Consider the following 13156-nt stretch of genomic DNA (forward strand, 5'->3'; position numbering starts at 1 on the left):
GGTGTGGGGGGGGGGGGGGGGGGGGGGGGCGGGGGGGGGGTGCTCGCGGGGGGGGGGGGGCGCGTCGCGTTCCGCCCCCGCGCCCGCGGTGTCACCGCGGTGTCACCGTGAAGTCGAAGGGCACCCGCCCCGCGTCGACCGAGGTCAGGCCGCCGTCCACGGTCAGCGTCGCCCCGTTGACGTAGGACGACCGCGGCCCGAGGAGCCACAGCACGGCCTCGGCGACCTCTTCGGCCGTCGCCGCGCGCCGCTGCGGCACCAGTGCCGTGGCCCGCGCGTACGCCGCGTCCAAGGGGAGGTCGCCGCCGAACTCCCGCATCTCCTCGTCGGCCATCTCCGTACGCGTCCAGCCCGGACAGACCGTATTGGCACGCACTCCTCGCGGGCCGAACTCCGCGGCGATGACATTCGTCAACATGCCGGCACCCGCCTTGGACGCGGCGTACGCGCCCGCGCCCACGGCCGCGCGCAGCCCGGCGACGGAGCCCACGGTGACGAACGCGCCCCGCGCGGCCTCCAGATGGGGGAGGGCCGCGCGGGCGAGCAGGAAGACGGAGGTGAGGTTGGTGCGCAGGGCGGCGTCCCAGTCCTCGTCGCCGAGGTCGAGCAGGCTGCCGGGGCGTATCGTTCCGGCGTTGGCGACCACACCGTCCAGGCGGCCGTGGTCCCGCAACACGGCCGCGATCAGCTCTTCGACCCCGCCGCGTACGGTCACATCGGCGACGTAGGGCGTCGCGCCGCATGCGTCCGCGACCTCGCGCAGCGCACCGGCACGCCGGGCGCACACGGCGACGCGGGCCCCTTCGGCCGCGCCGCGCGCGGCGACGGCCGCGCCGATCCCGCTGCTGGCCCCGGCCACGAGCAGGACGGGCCGGTCGCTCCGGGCCGGGTCGGGACGGTCGGGACGGTCGCTTCGGGCGGGCCGGTCGGGGGCGGGTCGGTCGGGCCGGGTCATGGGGTCTCCCTTTCGCTGGAGGGCGGTGCGACGGTGTGCCGGGGCACCGCGGGGCGGGTTATCGTTTGAGCCCGTAAGGGTCGCGGACGGCAACGCTCGTACGGGGGCGCACGGAACTCGGCAGGGGATTGCCGGCGACGGCGAGAGATGCGGGAGAACACGACGTGACGGAGCACCGTTCCATCCGGGAGACCGAGAAGGCCGTACAGGCCAAGCTGGGCGACACGCCGATCCGGCATGTGCAGATGGTCGCGGTGGCGAACATCTACCGGGCCGCCGCGGCGGTGCGGCAGCACTTCGAGAACTCCGTGCTGCGCGGTGCCGAGCTGTCCTGGACCTCTTTCGTCGTGCTGTGGGTCGTATGGATCTGGGGCGAGACGGAGACCCGCCACGTGGCGGCGGAGGCGGGCATCTCCAAGGGCACCCTGACGGGGGTGTGCCGCACCCTCCAGAGCCGGGGCCTCATCGAACGCAACAGCCACCCCTCCGACGGACGCCTGGTGCTGCTGCGGCTGACGGACACGGGCGAGCAGCTGATGGCCGAGGTCTTCCCCGCGTTCAACGCGGAGGAGGTCTTCGTCGCCGACCGGCTGACCGACGAGGAGTGCCGGACGCTGGCCGACCTGCTGCGGAAGATCGTGGTGCAGACGGAGGAGAACGGGGAGGAGCGGCGGCTCACCCTCCTCGACGGTGCCGACCCCCACCCGCGGCGCAGCGGACGCCGCCCCTCCAAGAGCTGAGCGGCACCCCGGGGGAACGCTCACAGGAGCCCTCGCGCGGGCCATCAGGCGGGCCGGCCCCGGCCCGCCTCGACCAGTGCGTCGAACAGGCCCTGCTGGGCGGGGTCCGAGACCGCCGTGTCCTCGGGATGCCATTGCACCGCCGCGAACCAAGCGCCGCGGCCCGGCAGTTCGAGGGCCTCGACGGTGCCGTCCGCGGCGCGCCCGGTGACGGCGAGCCCTTCGCCCAGCCGGTCCGTGCACTGGTGGTGATAGCACGACACCTCCACCTTGTCGGCCTCCCGTGCGGCTTCCGGCCGCTGCGCCCTCGCCATCGCCTTCGCGACCGTGGAGCCTGCCGCGAGCGCGACGTGGTGGACGCGATGCCTGTGCTCTTCCTCCCCGCCTCCCATGTCCTGGCGCAGCGTGCCGCCCAGGGCGACGTTGACGACCTGGAGCCCGCGGCAGACGGCCAGCAGCGGCAGCCCGCCCGCCAGAGCGTGCCGCGCCACTGAGAGGTCGAACGCGTCCTGCTCCGCATCGACGTCGTAGACCCTGTAGTGGACCTCGGCACCGGTGTCGTAGAGATGTGGCGTCAGATCGCCGCCGCCCGGCAGCAGGACGCCGTCGCAGCGGGCCAGCCGCTCCGCCGCCTCCTCCGGCGGGCCCGGATGCATCATGAACGGCTCGCCGCCCGCGCGCAGTACCGCTTCCGACAGGGCCCGCGCGGTTACCACCGCGCCGTAACGCAGAGCCGAGGCTGCGGCGGAGAAGCGCTGGGGGAGGGCGATGAGAGGGCGGGCACCGTACGGCGTGCGGCCTCGCGACGAGCCTTGCGGGGCGTTCACCACTGCATCCAGGTCGTCTTGAGTTCGGTGTACTTCTCCAGCGCGTGTACGGACTTGTCGCGCCCGTTGCCCGACTGCTTGTAGCCGCCGAAAGGCACGGAAAGGCCGCCCTCCTCGTAGCAGTTGACCCAGACCGTGCCCGCGCGCAGGGCGCGCGAGAGGCGGTGGGCGGTGCCGAGATCCGCGGTCCACACGGCCGCGGCGAGGCCGTACTCGGTGTCGTTGGCCAGAGCGACCGCCTCCTCCTCGGTGTCGAAGGTGAGGACGGACAGCACGGGACCGAACACCTCCTCCCGCGCGATCCGCATGTCCGGCGTCACCCGGTCGAAGACGGTCGGCTCCAGATAGCTGCCGCCCGGTACGCGGTCCAGGCGGGCGCCGCCGGTGCGCAGCCGGGCGCCCGCCTCCTGTCCGGCCCGTACGTGGCCGAGTACGGCACGGACGCGGGCCTCGCCCGCCACCGCGCCCATCTCCGTAGCCGGGTCCAGCGGGTCCCCGACGCGCAGCGCGCGGGCGCGCCCGACCACCGTGTCCACGATCCGCTCCGCCACGGAGGAGTGCACCAGAAGCCGGGAGGGCGCCGTGCACATCTCGCCCTGGTTGAAGAAGACTGCCCAGGCCGCCGTGGCGGCGGCGGTCTCCAGATCGGGCGCGTCGGGCAGCACGATGTTCGGTGACTTGCCGCCGAGTTCGAGCCAGACGCGCTTGAGGTTGGAGTCGGCGGCATAGCGCAGGAAGTGGCGTCCGACGGCCGTCGATCCGGTGAAGGCGAGGACGTCCACGCCGGGGTGCAGGCCGAGCGCCCGCCCTGCCACGGGGCCGTCGCCCGCGACCACGTTGAGCACGCCCGGCGGCAGCCCCGACTCGTCTGCGAGCCGGCCGAGGAGCAGCGAGGACAGCGGTGTCAGCTCGGACGGCTTGAGTACGGCCGTGCAGCCGGCGGCGAGTGCCGGGGCGAGCTTCCAGGAGGCGAGCGAGAGGGGGAAGTTCCAGGGCACGACCGCGCCGACGACGCCGGTGGGTTCGCGCGTGACGAGGGCGAGCGCGCCGGGGTCCGTGTGCGGGGACGTGTCGTGCAGCTTGTCCGCGAGCTGTCCGTACCAGCGGAACGTGGCGATCGCGGCGCGCAGTTCGACGCCGTACGCCTCGCTGATCGGCTTGCCGTTCTCCAGGCTGACGGCCAGGGCGAGTTCGCAGCGGTGTTCCTCGATCAGGTCGGCGAGGCGGAGCAGGGCCTGCCCGCGCGCGGCAGGGGGGAGGCGGGGCCAGGGGCCCGCGTCGAAGGCGCGCCGGGCCGCGTGGACGGCGCGGTCGATCTCCGGCTCCCCGGCGTCCGCGACGACGGCCAGTTCACGGCCGTCGCGCGGGGACCGGACGCGGAAGGACGCGCCCGAGCCGTCCTCGTCCGCGCCCGCGATGCGGTGGCGGGTGGACGGCACCCAGCGCTCGGCCCGGCGCAGCCACGTGCCGTGGTCGTTGTCACTGTCCGGCATGGCGGTCTCTCCCGTGTCTCCTCGGATGCGTCCGGGGCGTGTGCGCGTCTCCGGCATGACGTTTGGGGTCAAATGATAGCCATGGGGCCCCGCCGGGGAAGGGGTTGACCGCCCGGAACCGGGCCGCCTATTTTGTTTGGCCTCAAACGAATTGGAGGCCGCGATGGCTCCCCCCGTGCCCGCACCGGGCCCTCCGGCGCACCCGGCAGCCCCGGCGCCGTCGGAGCGCCCAGACCGTCCGCCCACCGCCACGGTGGCCGGAGTCACGGTCGACACCCGCCACTGGATAGGCGGCGAACGCATCGCCTCCGCCCGCACCTTCACCGACCGCTCGCCCATCGACGGGGCGCCACTCGCCGACATCGCCCGGGGCGGCGCCGAGGAGGCGCGGGCGGCCGTCGCCGCGGCCCGCGCCGCCTTCCCCGGCTGGGCCGCGACACCGCACCGGGAGCGCGCCCGGCTGCTGCACGCCGTCGCGGACGGCGTCGAGGCGCGCCTGGAAGACCTCGCCGCCGTCGAGACCGCGGACAACGGCGCGCTGCTGCGCTCCCACCGGCGCGGCGTCATGCCCCGCGCCGCGCACAACCTCCGCTTCTTCGCCGACCGCCTGCTCGCCCTCGGCCACGACGACTTCGCGACCCGCGGCCACACCAACCACGTGACCTGGGACCCGGCCGGCCCCGCCGCGCTCGTCACACCGTGGAACGCGCCGCTGATGCTGGCCACCTGGAAGATCGGGCCCGCGCTGGCCGCCGGCGACCCGGTCGTCCTCAAACCCGCCGAATGGACCCCGCTCACCGCTTCGCTCCTCGCGGACATCGCCGCCGAGGCAGGGCTGCCCCCAGGGGTCCTCAACGTCCTCCAGGGGTACGGGGACGAGGCCGGCGCGCCCCTCGTGTCCGACGCGGGCGTGCGCCGCATCAGCTTCACGGGGTCCGTGCCCACGGCGCGGCGCATCGCCCGCGCGGCGGCCGCGCACCTGGTACCCACCAGCTTCGAACTCGGCGGCAAGTCCCCGCTGATCGTCTTCGCGGACGCCGACCTCGACCTGGCCGCCGACCTCGCCGTCGAGCAGTACGACAACGCGGGCCAGGTCTGCCTGGCCGCGACCCGGCTGCTCGTCGAGGACTCCGTACGGGACGCCTTCCTGGAGCGCCTCACCGACCGGGCCCGCGCCCTCGTCCAGGGCGACCCGCGCGAGGAGTCCACCGCCATCGGCCCCACCATCCACCCCCGGCACCTGGAGCGGGTCGACGGCTTCGTCCGGCGGGCCCTGGCGGACGGCGCCACCGCGCTTCTCGGCGGCGGCCCGCACACCGAGCTGAACGAACGGACCGGCGGCACCTACTACCGGCCCACACTGCTGACCGACGTCGCGCAGGACTCGGAGATCGTGCAGGAGGAGGTCTTCGGCCCCGTGCTCACCCTCCAGAGCTTCGGCACCGAGGACGAGGCCGTGGCCCTGGCCAACGACACCCGTTACGGGCTGGCCGCCACCCTCGTCACCGGGGACCGCGGGCGCGCGGCCCGCGTCGCCGCGCGGCTCGTCGCCGGAACGGTCTGGACCAACTGCTTCTTCGTCCGCGACCTCGCCGCGCCCTTCGGCGGCTCCCGCGAGTCCGGCATGGGGCGCGAGGGCGGCGACTGGAGCTTCGACTTCTACTGCGACCTGAAGAACACCGTCACGGCACCGAAAGGATGGCAGCGCCATGGGTGAGATCGTCGGGGCCGGACTCCTCGCCCACGTCCCCACCATCGTCCTGCCCGAGGCGGGCCGGCGGGAGCTGAACGGGGGCCGGGAGGTCAGCCTCGTACCGGGACTGCGCAGGCTGCGCCGGGACGTCTTCGAGACGCTCGACTACGACACGGTCGTCGTCCTGGACTCGCACTGGGCGACCACCGTCGAGTTCGTCGTCGCCGCGCAGGACAGGCGGGCCGGGCTGTACACCTCCGACGAACTGCCCCGCGGCATGTGCCGGATGCCCTACGACTTCCCCGGCGACCCCGAACTGGCCCGCTCCACGGCCGCGTTCGCCACCCGGCACGGTACCTGGATCACCCCGATCGACGACCCCTGCCTGCCGGTCCACTACGCCACCGTCAACCTCTGGACCTACCTGGGCCAAGGGCTGCCCGACAAGCGGTGGCTCTCCGTCGGAGTGTGCCAGACCGGGGACACCGAGGACCACCTCCGGCTCGGCCGCGCGCTCGCCGACGGCATCGCCGCGCTGCCGGACCGCAAGGTGGTGCTGATCGCCTCCGGCGCGCTCTCCCACACCTTCTGGCCCCTGCGCGAACTGCGCGACCACGAGGCGAGCGACCCCGAACACCTGCGCACCCCCGAGGCGCGCGCCGCCGACGAGGAGCGCATCGCGTGGTTCCTGCGCGGCGACCACGCGCGCGTGCTGCGCACCATGCCGGAGTTCGCCGTCCACCGGCCCGAGGCGGGCTTCGGTCACTACCTGATGCTGGCGGGCGCCCTGGGCGAGGAGCGCCTGACGGCGCCCGCGCGGGCCTACAGCGCGTACGAGAACTCGATCGGCACGGGACAGATCCACCTGTGGTTCGACCGCCCGGCGGAGGGCTGGACGGCGTAAGGGCGCTTCCCCGAGGGCGCCGTGCCCCAATGGGGCGCGGGGAACGGCGCGACAAGCCACCACACCCCCGCATTCCGCGATGTACGAACAGGGGCACCCCGTGCCCGGAAACGGAGGCGCCATGAACGCCGCACGCACTCCCCGTCAGGACGGCACCCGCGAATACCGCCGCATCCTGCTCGACGGCGCCGTCGTCCACGTCGTACGGGAGGGCGAAGCCCTCATCGCCGGCGACGGCCGCCGCGTGAAGGCGGCCGACGCCCGGCACCTGCCGCCCGTACAACCCTCGAAGGTGATCGCCGTACACCTCAACCACCGCAGCAGAGTCGAGGAGTTCCAGGTCTCGCTGCCGCCCGCGCCCACGTACTTCCACAAGCCCGTCTCCGCGCTCAACGCGCACGGGGGAGCGGTGGTGCGCCCCGAGGGCTGCCGGTACCTCAACTACGAGGGCGAGATCGCGCTCGTCATCGGCCGCGAGTGCCGCAACATCGCACCGGGCGACGCGGCGCACCACATCGCCGGATACACCGTCGCCAACGACTACGGCCTGCACGACTTCCGTGACACCGACGCCGGTTCGATGCTCCGGGTCAAGGGCTCCGACACGCTCTGCCCGCTGGGCCCCGGACTGGTCACGGGATGGGACTTCCGCGGCAAGTACCTGCGTACGTACGTCAACGGCGAGCTGGTGCAGGACGGTTCGACCGACGAGATGACGTGGGACATGCACTACCTCGTCGCCGACATCGCCCGGACCATCACCCTCGTCCCCGGCGACGTCCTCCTCACCGGCACACCCGCGCATTCGCGCCCCGTCCAGCCGGGCGACGTCGTGGAGGTCGAGGCGGAGGGGCTGGGGCGGCTGACCAACCACATCGTGACGGGCCCGACGCCCGTCCGGGACGACTGCGGCGCGCAGCCGACCGCCTCGGAGGAGGTCCTGTCCACGGCCCTCGGCGGCGACTGGGAGCACCGGGGCATCCGGCCTCCCCGGAGACCCTAGGATGACCCCCGCTCCCCCGTACGGGGGAGCGATTCGACGTCCTCACCACCTCGAAAGATGAGTGAACGTCAGCCCCCGGCTCGACGCCCTGGAACGCCGGCCCATGGAACCGTTCCTCCTGATCACACCTTCCCGTCGCATCAGGAGAATCGGGTCATGGCCAAGTCCGAATGCACCGCCCCCCGTCCGGGAAACGCCGTTGCCGAGGTTGCGCCCCCGCCCCGATGGGCCGTCAGGGCCGCCGTCGCCTCGGCGCTCTCCGCGACCGTCGGGTTCATTCCGGTACACGCGATCTGGGCGCTGGGCATTCCCCTCTGGGCTGACGAGCGGAAGTTCCGGGAGTGGTACGAGGTCGGCGGCGGCCCGTACCTTCTCGTACTCAGCGGCCTGGCCCTGCTGGCGGGCATCCTGGCGTTGAGCCTGGTCCGGCCGTGGGGTCTGGTGTTCCCGCGCCGGACCCCGTTCCTGGCCGGGCGCAGAGTTCCGCGCCGGACGCCGGCCGCCACGGCCTTCGCCGTCTCCGCCTTCCTCCTCCTGTACACGCTCTGGGCCGCCGCGCAGACGATCGGCGACTTCCACGACGACGGTGTCTTCAGCCCCTGGATCGTCGTCTACGGAATCCCGCAGTTCCTGGTATGGGGCATCGGGCTGTTCGTCGCCGCACACTCCTACCGCCACCGCACGTCACCCGGCCACCGGGTCCTGCCGGACGTGGCCGGGTGAACCGGACACGGACGTGGCGGCGAACAGCTCCGCGACCCGCTGCTTCTCCGCCGTACTCTGCGGGACGAGGTAGGCACAGGCCACGTACACGGCGAGGTTGACCGCCATCCCCACGACCCCCGAGGTCAGGCCGCTCAGCCAGGGGATGGAGGTGGGGTAGACCGCCGAGAGCCCGGCGGCGGTGACGAAGCCGGTCACGGTCCCGGCGACCGTGCCGGTCCGGTTGCCGCGCTTCCAGAAAAGGCCGAGGAACTGCGGGACGGCGAGCTGCACCACTCCCTGGTACGCCATGATCGACAGCGTGATGAGGTTGCTGAGCCCGATGTTGGCGACCAGCGCGGAGGCCACCGTGTAGACGGCGATGGAGATCTTCGCCGCCAGCAGCCGCCCCTTGTCGTTCATCGGCCGGTACACCGCGACCAGGTCGTTGGAGATGAGCGTGCCCACGGACTGGAGCACCCCGTCGGCCATGCCGATCTGCGCGGCCAGGACACACAGGGCGATCGCGATGATGACCCACGGGCCGCCGATGTGCTGGGCCAGGGTGAACAGCGCGCGGTCGGGGTTGTCGGAGACGCCGGGCAGCGTCCCGGACAGCAGCGCGGCGGTCAGCAGCAGCCCGGCGAAGACGAGCGAGGCGGGCATGACGAACACGGCGGAGCGCTTGACGCTGCGCACCCCGTCCGCGGTGAAGAGCCGGACGAACATCCCCGAGAGGCACCAGCCTCCCACCGAACCGGTGAAGGTCAGGGCGAAGAGATAGAGCCCGCCGCTGCCCCCGCCGCCCACGGGCAGCGACAGCCGTTCCACGGGCAGCCGCGAGAACCCGTGGCCGTGCACCGCCAGATAGACGATGAGCCCCACCAGCAGGACCGACCCGAAGACGTACGCGATCATGCCCTGGTAGAAGTCCGTGACGACCACTCCGCGCATCCCCATGCGCACCGTCCAGAACTGCCGGACCACCAGCACCAGCACTCCCGCGAGCACCGACTGGGAGTAGCTGAGGTGACCGAAGGAGATGTAGTAGAAGACCAGCCCCATGGCCTGCATCCCGAGCACCGTCATCGGGAAGTTCACCAGGGCCTGGATCAGCGCGGGCACGGTGCGCGACGACGTTCCGCCGTAGCGCAGCCCGAACAGGTCGGACTGGGTGCGCAGCCCGTACCGCTCCCCCCACATCCACACCCGCCGGGACATCAGATACATCAGCAGGTAGGCGAACAGCCCGTAGACCAGCAGATGGAAGCCGATCACCCCGCCGCCCGCCGCCAGGCCGGCGTCGGCGATGAAGACCGAGCCGGGAAACCAGGTGTTGAGGACCGACATGGTCTGATAGCCGCTGCCGAAGCTGCGCCCGCCTACGGCGTAGTCGGTGAAGTCGGCGTCACGCCTGCGGTGCACATACAGCGTGAGGAGCACTCCGCAGAAGAAGAGCACCACCATGCCGTAGCCGAGGAACACATTCACTGGGGCGAGCCCCTCTCCGTCGCGAGGAGGTATCAGTCGATCTCGCCGCGGGCCGACTCGACGCCGTACAGCGCGATGACGCCTGCCGAGATGTGCGTACCGAGGGCGAGGAAGTAGCAGACGGACAACGGGATTCCGCCCTGGAAGCGCGGATCGCCCGCGGCCCAGTACACCGGCGGTGCCAGCGCCAGTACGGCGTCGAGCGCGAACCAGCAGCCGAACAGCGCCCACTTCCGCCGCGGGGAGAGCGCGACGGCCCAGCGGGCGAAGCGGCCGGACAGCGCCCCGGCGAACCGCCGGACAGGCGGCCGGCGGAACGGCCGCGGGCTCCCTCCGCCGGACGTCATGCCACCGGACGTCATGTCACCGGCCGCCCTGTCACCGGGCGTCATGGACGATCTCCCCGTCGAAGACCGTCATCGCCACCGGCATCGTCGCGATCTCGTGCGGGTCCGCATGCGCCAGATCGCCGTCCACGACACAGATGTCGGCCACCTTGCCGGGCTCCAGCGTCCCTTTCCAGCTCTCCGCGAAGTCCTGCCACGCGGCGTTCGAGGTGTACGCGCGCAGCGCGGTCTCCAGGTCGACGCACTGCTCGGGGCCGCTCTGCCGCCCGCTCGCCCGCGCCTCCCGCAGCATCATCGAGGCCACGCCCCGGCGCCAGTCGGGGTAGGTGATGGGCGCGTCCGAGCTGGCGGTGACCGGGATGCCGGCCTCCACGGCGCTGCGCACGGGCCACTGATAGGCGGAGCGCTCGGGCCCCACGATCGCGTCCATCGCGTCCGCGGTGGCGTCCTTGACCCCGGGGTTCATGTTGATGCCCCAGCCGTGCCTGGCGAGCGTGGCCAGCGAACGGGCCGAGGCGAAGTCGCCGTGGATGACGTAGTGGCGCGCGTCCCGGCGCGGAGTCCCGGTCTGCGCCGCCTCGAAGGCTTCGACGACCGCGTCGATGCCGTGGTCCCCGGTGATGTGCACGCCGAGCTGGTGGCCTGCGGCGTGGGCGTACTGCACGATCGCGTTCAGTTCCTCGACCCGCTGGGCGTCGCTGTGCCCGTGCAGACAGAGGCTCCCGCGTCCGCCGCCCTCGTACTCCTCGTGCATCCAGGCCGTACGGCTCGGCGGGATGCCGTCGGCGAACAGCTTGACGCCGAGTACGCGCAGCCGCCGCGGATCGGCCGCCGCGCACACCCCTTCCAGCTGGACCAGCCGGTCGGGCAGGTGCCGCGCCGCGCCGCCCATCTCCAGGGGGAGCAGCAGCACACTGACCCGCGCCCGCAGTTCACCGGCCGACTCCAGGCGGGCGTACGTGTTGAGCGTCCCGGTGTCCGCGACTCCCAGGAAGAGCGAGGTGCCGCCGGGGCCGAGGCCCGGCTCGGTGAAGCTGGTGATGCCCTCGGCGTGGCAGACCGCGATGGCGGAGCGGACGGCGGCCTCGCGCGCGGCGTCGTCCATCAGCGGCACCACGGCGTTCACCAGGTCCTGCGCGCCCTCACGCAGGATGCCCGTCGGGGCGCCGTCGGCGTCGGTCTCGATGACACCGCCGGGCGGTACCGGTGTGGTGGCGGTGATGCCCGCGAGTTCCAGGGCGCGGGAGTTGAGCCAGGAGGTGTGCCCGGAGAACTCGTACAGCAGCACCGGGTTGTCCGGCGACACCTCGTCCAGGTCCTGGCGCCGTGGGGTACGGCCGGGCTCGGCCAGGCACTCCTTGAGGTAGCCGACGTCCCATCCGTTGCCGAAGATCCAGGCGCCGGGCGGGAGGCCGGCGGCCTTGCCGCGTACCGCGTCGCGTACGCCGGCGATCGACGGCACGGCGGGCCAGGCGACGTCGAGGGCCAGCGGCGGCCGGGTGGCGCCGAAGGCGGCGGCGTGCAGATGCGAGTCGTTGATCCCGGGGAGCGCGGTGCGACCTTCGAGGTCGACGACCTCGGTACCGGGCCCGACGAGCGCGCGGATCTCGCCGGTGCTTCCGGTCGCCACGACCAGGCCGTCGCGCACGGCGACGGCCTGCGTGGCGCGAAACGCGGCGTCGACGGTCAGCACGGTGCCGTCGACCAGCACGAGGTCTGCGGGTCCGGGCATGGAAGACCCCTTTCCGTCCGTTGTCGTTTGGGCCCAAACATAAGACCGGGAGCTGTCCCCGGCGCAAGGGGGCTGCACAAATTCCCGGTGCGGGATACGGGCGTTGGCGCGTGGGACGCCGGTGCGGGATGCGGGCATGGACAGGTGCGGGGCGCCGTCCCGCCTCGGGCTTCCGCCCGCTTCGGGTACGTGATCTCGCCCCGCCCGCCGTATCACCCGGCGAGCCGCTCCACCCGCCGCATCACCTCGCGGCAGAAGTCCCCGACCCCCTCCGGGTCGTCCGTGAACTGCGACGGCTTGATGCAGAACGTCGTGAAGCCCTGCTCCATCTGCTCCGGCACGGCCTCCAGTGCCCGGCCGAGGTCGGCCACCGACTCCCCGTCCGGGAAGACGGCGCGTGTGCCGCCGACCATCTCCAGCTCGGACATGTCCCGCCCGGCCTCCGCCATGGCCACGCGCAGCTTCTCCAACTCGCCCGGCGCGGGGCGCCCCAGCGGGTTGAACCCGTGGCCGTACGTCACCATGCGCCGCAGCACCGCGTCGTGCAGCGTCGAACCGCCGAACCACAGCTCGGGGCCGCCCGCCCGGTGCGGCTTCGGCTCCAGCCAGGCATCACGGAAGCGGTAGTGCTCGCCCTCGAAGGTGGCGGGGCCGGGCTGCCAGAGCAGCTTCCAGGCGGCCAGGTGCTCGTCGAGCAGCCTGCCGCGCCGCGCGAAGGGGACCTGGAGCGCGGCGTATTCGTCCTCGCTCCAGCTCACCGTCGGCAGGACGACGAGTCGTCCCTCGCTCAGCAGGTCGAGCGTGGCCAGCTCCTTGGCCAGCAGGAGCGGATGGCGCAGCGGCGCCAGCACGGCAGCGGCGGCGAGCCGGAGGCGCTCGGTGACGGCGGCCATGGCGGCGAGCAGGACGAGCGAACTGGGCCACGGCGTGTCCGGGGGCTGGTTTCCCGGCAGGGCGTACTCGCGCGGGTTGGGCATCGGGCCCTTGGCGCCGGAGTCCGGGCCGAGCACGATGTGCTCGCTGAGCATGACCGAGTCGAATCCGGCGTCCTCCGCCTCGCGGGCCCAGCGCACCAGGGCGCCGAGGTCGCAACGGCCGCCGGTCATGGTCCAGTTCTCGGTCAGCACGAGCGTCATGCGGGGGTGGGGCTTGGTCATCCGTACTCCCGGCCTCGTTCGGGCGTATTGTTTGAGCCCAAACGGTAAGCCGCTCCGCCGCCTCGCTCAAGAGCCGTGCCGCATCCCGGTCGAGCGCGCCGGGGGAGCCGAG

Annotated in this window: 12 protein-coding genes; 5 read left to right on the forward strand and 7 right to left on the reverse strand. The window is 72.8% G+C overall.

Annotated elements, in window-relative coordinates; all coding sequences use genetic code 11:
* Positions 1-91: 91 nt before the first annotated feature.
* Positions 92-955, reverse strand: coding sequence for an SDR family NAD(P)-dependent oxidoreductase (locus tag ACFV57_RS29880; RefSeq protein WP_385238581.1), 864 nt, complete (start codon positions 953-955; stop codon positions 92-94).
* 164 nt (positions 956-1119) lie between these two features.
* Here ACFV57_RS29880 and ACFV57_RS29885 point away from each other — a divergent pair, with 164 nt between their 5' ends.
* The gene (locus ACFV57_RS29885) at positions 1120-1695 is read left to right on the forward strand and encodes a MarR family winged helix-turn-helix transcriptional regulator (protein WP_385238583.1); all 576 of its coding nucleotides are present in this window, start codon (positions 1120-1122) and stop codon (positions 1693-1695) included.
* A gap of 44 nt (positions 1696-1739) precedes the next feature.
* On the opposite strand, the gene ACFV57_RS29890 is transcribed toward ACFV57_RS29885, so the two are convergent.
* Positions 1740-2522 (reverse strand): gamma-glutamyl-gamma-aminobutyrate hydrolase family protein, encoded by a 783-nt coding sequence (locus tag ACFV57_RS29890; RefSeq protein WP_385238585.1) that lies wholly within the window; start codon positions 2520-2522, stop codon positions 1740-1742.
* Entirely contained in the window at positions 2519-4015 is a 1497-nt protein-coding gene (locus tag ACFV57_RS29895; protein WP_385238587.1) for an aldehyde dehydrogenase, read from the reverse strand. Before ACFV57_RS29895 ends, ACFV57_RS29890 begins: the two co-directional genes overlap by 4 nt.
* A 253-nt stretch (positions 4016-4268) precedes the next feature.
* Between ACFV57_RS29895 and ACFV57_RS29900 the strand changes: the two genes are divergently transcribed.
* The 4 genes from ACFV57_RS29900 (at position 4269) to ACFV57_RS29915 (ending at position 8338) form a co-directional block, all read left to right on the forward strand.
* The gene (locus ACFV57_RS29900) at positions 4269-5732 is read left to right on the forward strand and encodes an aldehyde dehydrogenase family protein (RefSeq protein WP_385238589.1); all 1464 of its coding nucleotides are present in this window, start codon (positions 4269-4271) and stop codon (positions 5730-5732) included.
* Positions 5725-6612, forward strand: coding sequence for a 3,4-dihydroxyphenylacetate 2,3-dioxygenase (locus ACFV57_RS29905; RefSeq protein WP_385238591.1), 888 nt, complete (start codon positions 5725-5727; stop codon positions 6610-6612). Before ACFV57_RS29900 ends, ACFV57_RS29905 begins: the two co-directional genes overlap by 8 nt.
* 121 nt (positions 6613-6733) lie before the next feature.
* Positions 6734-7615 (forward strand): fumarylacetoacetate hydrolase family protein, encoded by an 882-nt coding sequence (locus ACFV57_RS29910; protein WP_385238593.1) that lies wholly within the window; start codon positions 6734-6736, stop codon positions 7613-7615.
* Positions 7616-7771: 156 nt separating this feature from the next.
* The gene (locus ACFV57_RS29915) at positions 7772-8338 is read left to right on the forward strand and encodes a hypothetical protein (protein ID WP_385238595.1); all 567 of its coding nucleotides are present in this window, start codon (positions 7772-7774) and stop codon (positions 8336-8338) included.
* Here the strand turns inward: ACFV57_RS29915 and ACFV57_RS29920 are convergent.
* The 4 genes from ACFV57_RS29920 to ACFV57_RS29935 form a co-directional block, all read right to left on the reverse strand.
* A complete protein-coding gene (locus ACFV57_RS29920) occupies positions 8300-9808 on the reverse strand; it encodes a sodium:solute symporter (protein ID WP_385238597.1) in 1509 nt (502 codons plus the stop codon). The two genes, ACFV57_RS29915 and ACFV57_RS29920, sit on opposite strands and share 39 nt — an antisense overlap.
* A gap of 32 nt (positions 9809-9840) precedes the next feature.
* Positions 9841-10200 (reverse strand): hypothetical protein, encoded by a 360-nt coding sequence (locus tag ACFV57_RS29925; RefSeq protein ID WP_385238599.1) that lies wholly within the window; start codon positions 10198-10200, stop codon positions 9841-9843.
* Positions 10187-11887 carry an amidohydrolase gene (locus ACFV57_RS29930; protein ID WP_385238601.1) on the reverse strand — a complete coding sequence of 567 codons (1701 nt, stop codon included), beginning with the start codon at positions 11885-11887 and terminating at the stop codon, positions 10187-10189. The genes ACFV57_RS29925 and ACFV57_RS29930 overlap by 14 nt, the downstream gene beginning before the upstream one ends.
* A 212-nt stretch (positions 11888-12099) precedes the next feature.
* Entirely contained in the window at positions 12100-13044 is a 945-nt protein-coding gene (locus ACFV57_RS29935) for a TIGR03619 family F420-dependent LLM class oxidoreductase (RefSeq protein ID WP_385238603.1), read from the reverse strand.
* Positions 13045-13156: the final 112 nt, after the last annotated feature.

The organism is Streptomyces sp. NPDC059788, from assembly GCF_042732265.1.
In the GTDB taxonomy this organism is placed as follows: Bacteria; Actinomycetota; Actinomycetes; order Streptomycetales; family Streptomycetaceae; genus Streptomyces.

Excerpts from the sequence above, each read along its gene's own strand:
- ACFV57_RS29925 (WP_385238599.1), bottom strand. The coding sequence starts at position 10,200 with ATGACGCCCGGTGACAGGGCGGCCGGTGACATGACGTCCGGTGGCATG.
- ACFV57_RS29895 (WP_385238587.1), bottom strand. The coding sequence starts at position 4,015 with ATGCCGGACAGTGACAACGACCACGGCACGTGGCTGCGCCGGGCCGAG.
- ACFV57_RS29905 (WP_385238591.1), top strand. The coding sequence starts at position 5,725 with ATGGGTGAGATCGTCGGGGCCGGACTCCTCGCCCACGTCCCCACCATC.
- ACFV57_RS29910 (WP_385238593.1), top strand. The coding sequence starts at position 6,734 with ATGAACGCCGCACGCACTCCCCGTCAGGACGGCACCCGCGAATACCGC.
- ACFV57_RS29915 (WP_385238595.1), top strand. The coding sequence starts at position 7,772 with ATGGCCAAGTCCGAATGCACCGCCCCCCGTCCGGGAAACGCCGTTGCC.
- ACFV57_RS29880 (WP_385238581.1), bottom strand. The coding sequence starts at position 955 with ATGACCCGGCCCGACCGACCCGCCCCCGACCGGCCCGCCCGAAGCGAC.
- ACFV57_RS29930 (WP_385238601.1), bottom strand. The coding sequence starts at position 11,887 with ATGCCCGGACCCGCAGACCTCGTGCTGGTCGACGGCACCGTGCTGACC.
- ACFV57_RS29935 (WP_385238603.1), bottom strand. The coding sequence starts at position 13,044 with ATGACCAAGCCCCACCCCCGCATGACGCTCGTGCTGACCGAGAACTGG.